The 10,703-nt window shown below is 42.8% G+C and carries 10 protein-coding genes; 1 reads left to right on the top strand and 9 read right to left on the bottom strand.

The features are described 5' to 3' along the window. The first annotated feature begins 65 nt into the window (after positions 1-65). On the top strand, positions 66-1,379 hold the full coding sequence (locus P9687_RS08020; RefSeq protein WP_017554688.1) for an IS1380-like element ISBco1 family transposase: 1,314 nt from the start codon (positions 66-68) through the stop codon (positions 1,377-1,379). Between the two features lie 283 nt (positions 1,380-1,662). On the opposite strand, the gene P9687_RS08015 is transcribed toward P9687_RS08020, so the two are convergent. The 9 genes from P9687_RS08015 to P9687_RS07975 all read right to left on the bottom strand — a co-directional run bounded on the left by P9687_RS08015 (position 1,663) and on the right by P9687_RS07975 (position 10,606). Next, complete coding sequence (locus P9687_RS08015; RefSeq protein ID WP_168985542.1) at positions 1,663-2,220, bottom strand: hypothetical protein; 558 nt, start codon at positions 2,218-2,220, stop codon at positions 1,663-1,665. Between the two features lie 409 nt (positions 2,221-2,629). Then, on the bottom strand, positions 2,630-4,408 hold the full coding sequence (locus P9687_RS08010) for an ABC transporter ATP-binding protein (protein WP_328220251.1): 1,779 nt from the start codon (positions 4,406-4,408) through the stop codon (positions 2,630-2,632). Continuing rightward, on the bottom strand, positions 4,408-5,007 hold the full coding sequence (locus P9687_RS08005; protein ID WP_168985544.1) for a MarR family winged helix-turn-helix transcriptional regulator: 600 nt from the start codon (positions 5,005-5,007) through the stop codon (positions 4,408-4,410). The genes P9687_RS08010 and P9687_RS08005 overlap by 1 nt, the downstream gene beginning before the upstream one ends. Before the next feature lie 286 nt (positions 5,008-5,293). Further along, a complete protein-coding gene (locus P9687_RS08000; protein ID WP_061577444.1) occupies positions 5,294-5,554 on the bottom strand; it encodes a hypothetical protein in 261 nt (86 codons plus the stop codon). A 110-nt stretch (positions 5,555-5,664) separates the two neighbouring features. Continuing rightward, positions 5,665-7,044, bottom strand: coding sequence for a 23S rRNA (uracil(1939)-C(5))-methyltransferase RlmD (gene rlmD, locus P9687_RS07995; protein ID WP_168985545.1), 1,380 nt, complete (start codon positions 7,042-7,044; stop codon positions 5,665-5,667). A gap of 13 nt (positions 7,045-7,057) precedes the next feature. Beyond that, the gene (locus P9687_RS07990; RefSeq protein ID WP_328228772.1) at positions 7,058-7,921 is read right to left on the bottom strand and encodes a DNA-3-methyladenine glycosylase family protein; all 864 of its coding nucleotides are present in this window, start codon (positions 7,919-7,921) and stop codon (positions 7,058-7,060) included. Positions 7,922-8,495: 574 nt separating this feature from the next. Beyond that, complete coding sequence (gene pdaA, locus P9687_RS07985; protein ID WP_035183746.1) at positions 8,496-9,284, bottom strand: delta-lactam-biosynthetic de-N-acetylase; 789 nt, start codon at positions 9,282-9,284, stop codon at positions 8,496-8,498. A 158-nt stretch (positions 9,285-9,442) separates the two neighbouring features. Further along, positions 9,443-9,640: an SE1561 family protein gene (locus P9687_RS07980; RefSeq protein WP_013860353.1), complete on the bottom strand. Its 198-nt coding sequence runs from the start codon at positions 9,638-9,640 to the stop codon at positions 9,443-9,445. A gap of 171 nt (positions 9,641-9,811) precedes the next feature. Beyond that, positions 9,812-10,606, bottom strand: a complete 795-nt coding sequence (locus P9687_RS07975) for a YfkD famly protein (RefSeq protein WP_168985546.1) — start codon at positions 10,604-10,606, stop codon at positions 9,812-9,814. Positions 10,607-10,703: the final 97 nt, after the last annotated feature.

Raw genomic sequence — 10,703 nt, 5'->3', positions numbered from 1 at the left:
TCGTCACGGATTCAGGTTAAAGTTAAAGTAACCAAAACAAAAACCAAACAGAAAGGACTCTTTATATGGTTACTTTAACGCAAAAAACACTTGATTTCAATCATAAAATTAAATTGTCAAATGATGGAGGTTCTCTTTCCTCCGATACAGGTGAGTTTCTTTTTAGAGAATTCGATGAAAAAATTGGTTTTTCAAAGACTTTAGTTAAGTACTTGAGACTTAACGATTCAAGGAAATATTATCTTCATTCAAATGAAAACTTGTTACGTCAAAAAGTCTATCAACTCATTGCCGGGTATGCGGAAGATGATGCGGCTGATCAGTTGACTCATGATCCTGTGTTTAAGGAAATCATTGAAACTCCAACACTTGCTTCCCAGCCCAGTTTGTCTCGCTTTTATACACGATTTGATAAAGATTCAATTGAACAATTAAATCTGGCTAACCAAGAAATGCTTGATAAGATTCATTGTTTTCGACAATCGAAAGAGTTATTTATCGACTTGGATTCGACTCATTCGGATACATATGGGGACCAAGAATCTTCGTCATATAATACTCATTATGGCACGATGGGTTTTCATCCATTAGTCGCCTTTGATGGTGCGACTGGTGACTTTTTGAAAGCACAACTCCGTCCCGGAAATGTTTATACATCAAATGGTGTGGTGGAATTTATTCGGCCTCTCATTAAACATTATAACGAAATGTTTCCGGAAACTACCCTGTTTCTTCGTGGAGATAGCGGGTTTGCTGTTCCGGGATTATACGATCTGTGTGAAGAAGAATCTGTTTTGTATATTATTCGGTTGAAATCGAATTCACAACTACAAAGTTTAGCGAAGGAATACCATCCTTCTTCCGCACCTTTAGATGTTTCCAAGACGGAAACCTATTATGAAGAAACGATTTACCAAGCAAAATCATGGTCAAAACCAAGAAGGGTGATTATTCAATCGGTACGTCCTGCAGGTGAGCTGTTCTTTACCCATTCCTTTTTTGTTACTAACTTTGAATTAGCTTTTCCTCAAGATATCGTCCGAGCTTATCAAAAAAGAGGGACGATGGAAAACTATATCAAAGAAGCAAAAAATGGCTTTTACTTTGATCATATGAATAGCCACGCTTTTCTAGTGAACGAAGTAAAAATGATGTTAACACTTCTTGCATATAATTTGACCAATTGGTTACGAACTCTTTGTTTTCCGGAAGGTCAAAAAACTATGCAAATTGATACGATACGTACTCGGTTAATTAAAGCGGCAAGTAAAGTCGTGAAATCAGGCAGATCCCTTTACTTCAAACTATCATCGAGTTTTGTGTATCAAAATTTCTTTTGGGATGTACTGAATCGAATTCAAAAGCTACAATTGGAATGACCAATAGAATACTTCTCATAACTGAAAAAAATAAATTTTTCAGTCAAGGGGCAAGTATGCCCAAAATACCAGAGTTGTTCTATTGAAAATTCAGTTATTTTATGAATTGGCTACGGTTCTTAATTAAATACCGTTATTTTCAACTAATTTAACAAAATTTATCAAATGGGATTTGTAGCTATGAATATTTCAGGTATCACTAAATCATTTTGTTGGGTCTAAACATCTTTGCCAATTTGGACCTTAACCAGATGCCAGACTATATCCCCAAGACACTTATACCTTAATTTATGAATCCAAACATTTCAATATTTTCCAGATAGAATTGAAAGTATTCATCACTAATATCGGCAGGATATTCACTATCTCCTCTCTGAATAAGAGCACCAACGACCAAAGCGTTCAGATACCGGTTTAACCTTTCACATTCCCCTCTCACTATAAATTCAGAAATATAGACCCCATCTTTACTTTCCAGTACAATATCAAGACGTCTTCCTTCTTGTTCATCCAATAAGATATGGTTATATTTCCACTCCGTTTTTTTTACTTTTTTAGGATTAAGCGGATTCTGCCTGTTGTCTTTTATCTCTTCCTTATGATCCTCTCTTTCCTTGTCCGAATATAGTTTTAACAAAACATGAGGATCATCGATACAAAGGCAGGTGAAAATCTTAGAGTATTCTAGTTGATCGTCATTCACTAAATCAAGCAAATCTTCTTTAGGAAATTCCCTTGCATTAAACTTTGTTTTTATTCGATCGACTACTTGTTCTTTCGTAAATGATAAGTTGCTTTGATTGTGTAAATACTGTTTGTACAATTTATTGTATTTATCCATCATTCACCCCTATATGCGCTTTAATAGAAAAATTCTCAGTTCTGATTCAAAGGGAACCTTTTTACGATTGTGCAGCATTCTATTTGCCATCTCAATTTCCTTGGCCGTATACCGTTAATTCATGAATTTTGTACATTTGTTCTTCTGCCTTTAAAATGAGGAAGTGCTTTTCTTTGCCTATTGGGCTGAGTGACAATCTTATAAACCGAACGTCATTTTTGCCTTAATGGTGCCTGTCACTTCCCTGAGTTTGTCAGGTTTCGACACGATTCGGATAGTTGACAGGCACCGCTAATGAGCATTGACAGTTCTCCAGTACCATTGAACCATATTTTCTTAAATCCTTCATCCCCCAAAAAATTTCATCCCATTGAAAAAGCATTTTTCACACTGTATGGTGAACATTCCTTTACATGGCCGGTGTATCTACCTTAAATTGTTCAGCCACATATTTCGCATACGTTTCATGCGTACGTACCAATTCATCATGTGTACCTGATCCTGTGACTTCACCTTTTTCAATAAAGTAAATCTTGTCGCTGTCCACAATGGTTGCCAAGCGGTGGGCGATGACTAAAGTCGTACGGCCTTTCATCAAATTTGTTAAGGCTTCTTGGACTTTCATCTCTGACTCACTATCAAGACTGGCAGTTGCTTCATCAAGCATTAAAATCTTGGGGTTGCGCAAGAAGGCCCGGGCAATGGCAATACGCTGACGCTGGCCGCCGGAGATTTTCACGCCGCGTTCCCCCACTTCTGTTTCAAGCTTGTCAGGCATTTCTTCGACAAATTTGCGTGCAAAGGCTAAATCTAAAACGTTCCAAAGTTGTTCATCCGTAAATGTACCGGCTAATCCGTAAGTCAAATTGTCACGGATTGTACCGGCCATAATCGCAGAATCCTGTGAAACGTATCCGATTTGACTGCGGTAATTTGTTAAATTGATCTCTTCAATCTTCACATCTCCAAATTTGATTGATCCGCTTGTAGGCTCATAGAAACGTTCAAGCAAACTAAAGATTGTCGATTTGCCGCCGCCGGAAGGACCTGCAAAAGCAATGATTTCATTTGGATTTGCCGTAAATGATACATCTTTCAGAATGGGTTCAACCGGCGCATCTTCGTAGGCAAAATCCACATGTTCCACTGATAAGGTTTTACCAGCCAAATCCAATTCAATGCCTTTCGTAAAATCTTCCGGCTTTTCAGCAAGCAATTCTTGTACACGGCGCGTTGAACCGGCAGCCTTTGCCATTTCTGAAAATAGGGTTGCAATGACCGGCATGGCCCCAATCAAGTTAAACAAATACATCAAGAAGCTCATTAATATCCCGATTTGCATTTCACCAATTGCAATACGGTGCATCCCATAAGCAAGAAGCCCAAACACCATACTCATGAATACCATCATCATGATAGGTTGCATCGTTGCATCAAAGACAGCTTCTTTTTTTCCAACTTTAAACAGTTTATTTATTTCTTTATTGGCACGAACTTGCGCTTGCTTTTCTGCATTTGAAGTTTTTACCAATCGGATTTCACTTAATGTTTCACTCGCAATCCCATTAAATTGAGCCATTGCCTCTTGGCGGATATGCCCTATTTTTGTTCCAAATGCCATGATTGGTATCATGAGGATCACGACGACCGGTACAGCTACAATCATGGCTGCAGTCATGTGCCAGTCCATCTTGAACATCATGTATACTGTCCCAATAACTGTAATGATGCTCGCTAATGTTTGCGGGAATGTTACAGCCAGCAATTGTTTGACTTGCGCTGTATCATTTACCAGACGGCTTGAAATTTCACCAGCCTTGACAGTGTCAAAATAGCTCACTTTCAAAGTGGTTAACTTTTGCCACAAGCTTTTTCGTAAGTTTTGGATTACATTTTCTCCAAAAATCCCCAGAACCGTTCCGCCAATTGCAGAAACAATAGCTGAGATAACAAATAGTGCTACGACTTTCCCTAATAACCCATAGTCAATTCCTTTTGAAAAATGATTGACAAGGGATGACGCTAATTTTGGCACATAAATTTGTATACCGGATGAAACAACCAGCAATAAGACACCCATTGCCAGCAACAGATATTTCGGTTGCGTCGTTTTGATGAGTTTTATAAATTGTCCAATTGAAAATTTGGTTTGATCTTTACGGACTGAACCATTGAATCCTCTTTCCATTATCTTTTACGTCCTTTCTTCCAGCCATCGAACCCGCCGCCCATAAATCCGCGGCCGCCAAACCCACCAAACCCGCTGCGTTCCAACATTTGTTCTCGTGCACGACCGAAACGGGCACTCATTTTTCCAAAAAGTTCCCAGCGTTTATCATTGCTGAAGACTTCGAGGAGCTTATCCTGAAATGCTTCACTTGAAATATTGGAAACCATGCGTTCAAGATATTGATCCAACATTGCAAGCTCATCCTCTGCAAACCCTTGGAAGAGGACATCTTTTAGCGTCGTTGAAATGGAACTGCGCTCTTTTAAGCTTTCATGTCCTTTATCCGTAATTTTTACAATCGTTACACGTGAATCTTGCTCAGATTTTTCACGCCGGGCAGTGCCGGCTTCTTCAAGTTTCTTGATAATTTGCGTCACACTTGACGGCTTAATATCAAGCACTTCAGAAATGCGGCCCGCTGTCACATTTTCTTCCGCTGCCAACAACTTCAACGTTTCGAAAGCATTATCTGTTTTTTCTTCTACTTCATTTACAAAAATGAGAAATGGCTGATGCGTAATTTCCAATAATTTGTCCAGAATTTCATCTTTTTTCATTTTAGAACCTCCAAAGATATTTACTTAGTTTTCATTCCTATTAACAAAGTAAATAATATACTGGTTTATTTTGTTTGTCAACAGAAAAACTAAGTAAAAATGAGAGAAAGAAAAGGAGCATCAGGAAAAAGCAGGGATGATACCGTTTGGACAAAAAAAGCCCCTGAAATCGGAATGTTTATGATTCCGAAAACAGGGCCTTTTTGCTAATAATTAAATATCTTTTTATTTCCATTGTAATCCATCTCACCAGCTACTAGAGGCAAGTGATCATCCATATGAAATTTCATACTTTTCTTCGCACGCCTAGATATGGCTGCTCAATTACCTTTATTTCTTCATTATTCGTATGAAAAATGTATAACTCCCGGTTTTGATTTTCCGCATGTAGTTTTTTATACACTTTCCATGCTGCATTGCCGTTTTCAAAGTCATCAATGACTGACATTTCCTCGATGATTCTTTCTTTTCCTCTTGTTTCGGATTTTAATGCTTCCACTAAGACACAACGTTCTGGAAAATGTTCACGAACTTCAAACCATTTCATACATATGCGCCCCCGGTTTCACAAATGATTTTTATCGGATTAACCCAGAAAAGGAATCCGTATTGGATTTTAACATCTATCACATCTGTTATGGTCTTAAGTGAATAGTCCTATTTCTCCACCCTTGACATCGAGACCACACACTCTACGTGCACCGTTTGCGGAAACATATCCACAGGCTGCATGTACGCTATGTCATAAGCCTTGCTCAATATGTGTAAGTCCTTTGCCAGAGTGGAAGGGTTGCACGACACGTAGACAAATTTCTTTGGTTTTACCTTCAAAATCGTCCGCAAGAGGGCTTCGTCGCAGCCCGAGCGCGGCGGGTCGACGATGACAACGTCCGGGCGCCAGCCTTCGTTCAGCCATTTTGGCAGGAGGACTTCTGCTTTGCCGGCAAAGTAATGGGCGTTCGGGATGTTGTGGGCGGCGGCGTTCTTCCTGGCATATTCAATCGCTTCCGAAATCACATCCATGCCCCGAATTTCAGATGCGCCATCCGCAAGCCACAAGCCAATGGCGCCGACACCGCAGTAGGCATCCGCAATTTTCTCCTTGCCAGTCAACGCAGCGGCTTTTTTCACTTCATTGTAAAGCTTCACCGTCTGGATCGGGTTCAGCTGAAAAAAGGCGCGGGCGGAGAGTTCGTATGTGAATTCTTCAAGCCGTTCTTCAATGATTTCTTTTCCGGATAAATGAATCGTTTCGTCGCCGAAAATAACCGACGTTTTTTTGGCGTTCACATTTTGCGCAACCGATACGACTTCCGGCAGGCGCTTTTTGATCTCGGAAAGGATGACATCTTTGCGCGGCAGTTCCCGCTTGGCCGTAATCAGCACAACCTGGGCCTGGCCGGTCTGGATGCCGACCCTTGTGACAATGGTCCGCACGATGCCTTTCCCGGTTTTTTCATTGTAAACAGGGACATGGAAATCATTTAAAATTTGTGTCACCACTTGTGTCACTTTGTTTGTCAGCGGATGCTGGACAATGCATTCCGGGACGTTGATCAGCCGGTGAGAGTCAAGGCTGTAAAGGCCGGAAATGATTTTCCCATGGTCTTCACCGAGCTGGAACTGGCTTTTGTTCCGGTACAGCCATGGGTTATCCATACCGATCGTCGGGCGGATATCGAGTTCGTCCACTTTTAACTTTGTATGGCGTTCGAGCGCCTGGATGACAATGTCGCGTTTTTCGATGAGCTGCTGCTTGTACGCAAGGTGCTGGAGCTGGCAACCGCCGCACTGCTCGTAAACCGGGCACGGGGCTTTTACCCGGTGTGGCGAGCGTTTGCGCACCTTTTTGACAATGCCTTCCACATATTTCGGGTGTATCCGTTTGGCTTCAACGACCACCTCTTCGCCCGGCAGCGCACCCGGCACGAAAACGACTGTCCGTTTAAAATAGCCGACCCCTTCCCCGTTGATGCCGAGCCGTTTGATCGTCAAAGGAAATTGCTGTTTTGGTTTAATGGTGACTTGTTTTTGCATAAAATCCGTCCTTTTATTCAATGCTGCGCCATAAGTACAGGGAGGCATAGCTCAAATACGGCTCCCAGTCTTTTGCGTAAGCGTCCATTTCTTTATAAGTCGGTTTTTTCTCAAGCTGGAAAAGTTTTTTCAATGCCTTTTGAATGCCGATGTCAGCTTTTGGAAAGTGATTTAGGCGGCCGAGTCCGAACATGAGAAAATTCTGCACGGTCCACGGGCCGATGCCGCGGATTTTCACGAGCGTTTTTAAAATTTCTTCATCCGGTTTCTTTTCAAGTGCCACCAGATCTAATTCGCCTGATGCCACCAATTTGGAAAGCCCGATCACATACTCCGCTTTCCGCTCGCTAAACTGCAGGGCGCGTAAATCTGTAACTTGCAATGCAGCCGTTTTTTCCGGAGACGGATAAAACCAGACACCGTCTTTTTGGAAACCAAAGTTATAGACGAAACGCTCTGTCAACGTGTGAGCAAATTTCATATTGAGCTGCTGGTGGATGATGCATTTGACCAGGCAGGCATATGGCGAAAAGTCTAGCACAAACGGCGTGCCGCGGTGTTCTTTAAAAAGCGGTTCAAGGGCAGTGCCGGTAAAATGCTGTGAGATCCCGGCGATATCGGTATCCCATTGAAATAAATGGAAAATCCGTTTTTCCACCATCTGGGCTGTGTCCGCGTTTTCCCCCTGAATCCGGAATTCTGGGTTTTCGGTTGTGCCGGTTGCGGTAATGACTGCTACCTCCGGCTGTTTGTCGTATATCGGGATTTTCACTGTCCGGCTAAGCGGATCCACCGCCTGCAACGGGTCGAGGCTTAATCTTTCGAGCGCACGGTCAAAATTGTACGGGCCATTGATTTTAATGATTTTCTCCCACATGGCGTCCTCTCAATTCGTTTTTAAGTATTATAGCACAAGCGCTCGCCCTTTTCATTGCCGATTCAACGCGGCATGAAAACATCACAGGATAAAAAGACCCGGCCGGTTATCTGTCTAATTAGGTTTTCAATGGGACAAATGCAGGAGGGATGCGCGGGCATTTGTACAGTTAGACCTTCCAACAATGAGACAAACGTGGGCGAGCAGCACGGTCATTTGTCTAATTAGCTTTTTCAATTAGATAAAAGCAGGCAAGCGGCACGCCCATTTGTCTAATTAGCGTTTCCAATTAGACAATTGCAGATGAGCGGCGTGGTCATTTGTACAGTTAGAGCTGCCAATTAGACAAAAGTGGGAAATCGGCACGGTCATTTGTCTAATTAGCTTTTTCAATTAGACAAAAGCAAAAGATCCGCGTGCGCATTTGTCGAATTAGACGCCCATGCGGCAGTGAACGCGGCACCATAGGAACTTTGCTTATGCAGCAAACCCTCATTCGACCCGGCAAGCACTTTTTCTTCTGGCCGGCAAGAAAAACAGAGCTGCCCTTCACTTTTAAGGCAGCCCTCTTTGGTTACTTTTTCAATTTCTCGGTTTTCATGAACTCATCCATGCTTTTGAATTTGTAGCCTTGTTTTTTCAAGTCTTTGATCACGCGTTCCAAAGCGTTGGCGTTGTCTTTTGACACGGTATGGAGCAAAATAATGGCTCCGGGGTGGATTTGCGACATGATACTGTCATAGGCAAATTGTGTGCCGCGCTGGCGGTTCACATCCCAGTCGAGGTAAGCCAGTGACCAGAGGACATGGGTGTAGCCTTCTTCATTGCCCAGTTTCAGCGTCCGCTCGCTCAGGATGCCGCGGGGTGGGCGCAAATATTTCATTTCTTTCTGGCCGGTAAGGCGGGCGGTTTCCGCTTTCACTTTTTCCAATTCTTCACGTACTTGCGCATCGGAAATCTGTGTCATGTCCGGATGGCCCCACGAGTGGTTGCCTATGATATGGCCTTCTTTCACCATCCGTTTCACCAGATCCGGATGTGATTTTAAATAGTGGCCGGTGACGAAAAAGATGGCGGGGACTTTTTCTTTCTTCAAAACATCGAGTATTTTCGGGGTGTACCCATTCTCGTATCCATTGTCAAACGTCAAATACACATACTTGTCATTCGGATTGCCCTTATAAATGCCGCCGTATTTTTGCAAAAGGGCGTTATAAGCGGCGCCGGCATCCGCCTGCTGCCCGTTTTTGCCTTTGTTAAATCCCCAGTTGATCGGGGCGTTGGAAATGGCAAAAGCATCTCGCTCTGGGCATACTGAAAAAAACAGGAACACTGCAAAAAGTGTCGCAAAAACTTTTCTCATAACCAAACTCCTTTGTTGTTTTCCTTATCTTTTTCATTTCTGCAGGCGGAAATGCTGGCAGTTTCTGTTAGTGCTGAAAAACAGGGCAACATCGTTCCAAAACGGTATTCTCCCCGGTCCACATCCGGATTCCCCGCTGCCAGATAAAAAACCGGCCTTTACAAAGAAGGGGCCGGTTTGCGCTTTTTAAATTGGTCTATTTTCATTTCGATTTCATCGATCATTTGAATAAGCCGGTCTATATCTTCAAGGCTTGCTGCTTCCGGATCAATCGAATCCAGAACCTCCAAAAAGATATTCAGCCGTTCCATTAAATAAGTAAGTTGCTGGTCCTTGTCATATACCGCTTTCCCCAAAAAAATCCTCCTCACGTACTACTTTCTTATTATAGTATACCCTATTTTCCGCACAGAAAAAAGCTGCCGTTCAGACAGCTTTCTTTATTGGCGATTGCCATAGAAAATTGGCATGAGACAGGCCTCCTCAAAATCCGATGAACCTGTCCGGGCCAATCTAAATAAACTTCTTTATTTCGGCTGTTCGCTCACAGAAAAACTGAACGAAACATAGTCCTGAATGGGAATCCAGGCACCAATGCCGTGGGAAGTGACGTTTTTAACCAAAATTTCCCGTTTCGTCCCTTTAAGGACAAGGTACACTTCGCCGTATGTGACTTTTCCTTTTTCATTCACGGCCGGAGCATATGCATACAAATAGCCGAGCCGTTTTTTCGGGACATTGTATTCATGGCCTTTTTTCGTGCCGGCCCCGATAATCGTGTCAAAGGAAAGCGGCAACTTCGAGTTTTCCATTGCTTTTAACAGCATCATTTTCTTTACATCGTCTGCTTGCGGAATCCTGGCAGTCAGGCCGCCGTGCACGATCTTTTGCGCTTCCTGGACATAGTGCATTTTATAATTGGCATCGCCGCCGCGGTTATCAAAGTAGTTCGTATTGATTTTTTGGTATTGCCAGTTTGGCGACGTTTCGCTGGATTCATAATTCAGCGGCCATTCGCCCAGGTAAATTTTCGCGCGCAGACCGAGCGATAAAAACGAACGGTTCACGCTTGTTTCATTCAACATCCGCACGAGATTCGGGTTTTCAATTCTCACATTGGACGTTTTCAGCAAGGTTTCGGTAAACTTGCTCGGCTGCAAGTAAGGCAGATCCTGTGACGAGTTCGGATACGTATTTTCTTTTGTAATGTTCAGGACCGACTGTGGAATTTGCACCTGTTTTTCTGTCGGCTTTGCTTCTCCCGCCGGCGCAGCAAAAAGTACGGCGAACAGGAAAATCAGGATCGTCCGCATCCATTTCATTGATGTTATCTCCTTTCACAAGAGGTTCACGAACGTACCGTTATTTTTTCCTGCCCGGATTAAAATATCCGCTTCCAACAAATAAAACCTGATCCCG

Origin of the sequence: Weizmannia sp. CD-2023, assembly GCF_036225245.1 — a bacterium.
GTDB lineage: Bacteria > Bacillota > Bacilli > Bacillales > Bacillaceae_C > Weizmannia > Weizmannia faecalis.
Note: the sequence above shows the minus strand (reverse complement) of the source record. Positions and strands in the feature narration are given on the sequence as shown.

What these genes read in the sequence shown, in the direction of transcription:
- P9687_RS08020 (WP_017554688.1), top strand. Translation starts at nt 66, where the DNA reads ATGGTTACTTTAACGCAAAAAACACTTGATTTCAATCATAAAATTAAA.
- P9687_RS08015 (WP_168985542.1), bottom strand. Translation starts at nt 2,220, where the DNA reads ATGGATAAATACAATAAATTGTACAAACAGTATTTACACAATCAAAGC.
- P9687_RS08010 (WP_328220251.1), bottom strand. Translation starts at nt 4,408, where the DNA reads ATGGAAAGAGGATTCAATGGTTCAGTCCGTAAAGATCAAACCAAATTT.
- P9687_RS08005 (WP_168985544.1), bottom strand. Translation starts at nt 5,007, where the DNA reads ATGAAAAAAGATGAAATTCTGGACAAATTATTGGAAATTACGCATCAG.
- P9687_RS08000 (WP_061577444.1), bottom strand. Translation starts at nt 5,554, where the DNA reads ATGAAATGGTTTGAAGTTCGTGAACATTTTCCAGAACGTTGTGTCTTA.
- rlmD (WP_168985545.1), bottom strand. Translation starts at nt 7,044, where the DNA reads ATGCAAAAACAAGTCACCATTAAACCAAAACAGCAATTTCCTTTGACG.
- P9687_RS07990 (WP_328228772.1), bottom strand. Translation starts at nt 7,921, where the DNA reads ATGTGGGAGAAAATCATTAAAATCAATGGCCCGTACAATTTTGACCGT.
- pdaA (WP_035183746.1), bottom strand. Translation starts at nt 9,284, where the DNA reads ATGAGAAAAGTTTTTGCGACACTTTTTGCAGTGTTCCTGTTTTTTTCA.
- P9687_RS07975 (WP_168985546.1), bottom strand. Translation starts at nt 10,606, where the DNA reads ATGAAATGGATGCGGACGATCCTGATTTTCCTGTTCGCCGTACTTTTT.